Consider the following 359-nt stretch of genomic DNA (forward strand, 5'->3'; position numbering starts at 1 on the left):
TTTGCCTGATCCAAAAGTGGAGCTTCGTAGAATACGGATACCAGGAAAAGTCCGCCAATTAAAATACTGGCTACCATAATCTCTTTCCACAGCAGGTTTGGAATCACATCTACCTTTTGTTTATCATCTGCTTTAGGCAAAGCAACTCCACCAGCTTTTCGAACCAACCAGAAATGCACACTCATCAACACAACAAATAGCAATGGAATAATTCCGGTATGCAGGGTGTAAAAGTTGATCAATGTATTTCCATCTACGGTATCGCTGCCACGAAGCAAGTAGGCCAGGTGTTTTCCAATTAAGGGAATGTATTCAACAATCTGCGTAATAACAGTTACGGCCCAATAGGCTAACTGGTC

At 42.1% G+C, this 359-nt stretch carries 1 protein-coding gene; it reads right to left on the minus strand.

Features of this window, described 5'->3' with window-relative positions:
- The coding region (locus ELS83_RS22015) for a cytochrome b N-terminal domain-containing protein (RefSeq protein ID WP_171597665.1) at positions 1-359 on the minus strand (359 nt) is incomplete at both ends.

The sequence above is a fragment of the Marinifilum caeruleilacunae genome, from assembly GCF_013141825.1.
GTDB lineage: Bacteria > Bacteroidota > Bacteroidia > Bacteroidales > Marinifilaceae > Marinifilum > Marinifilum caeruleilacunae.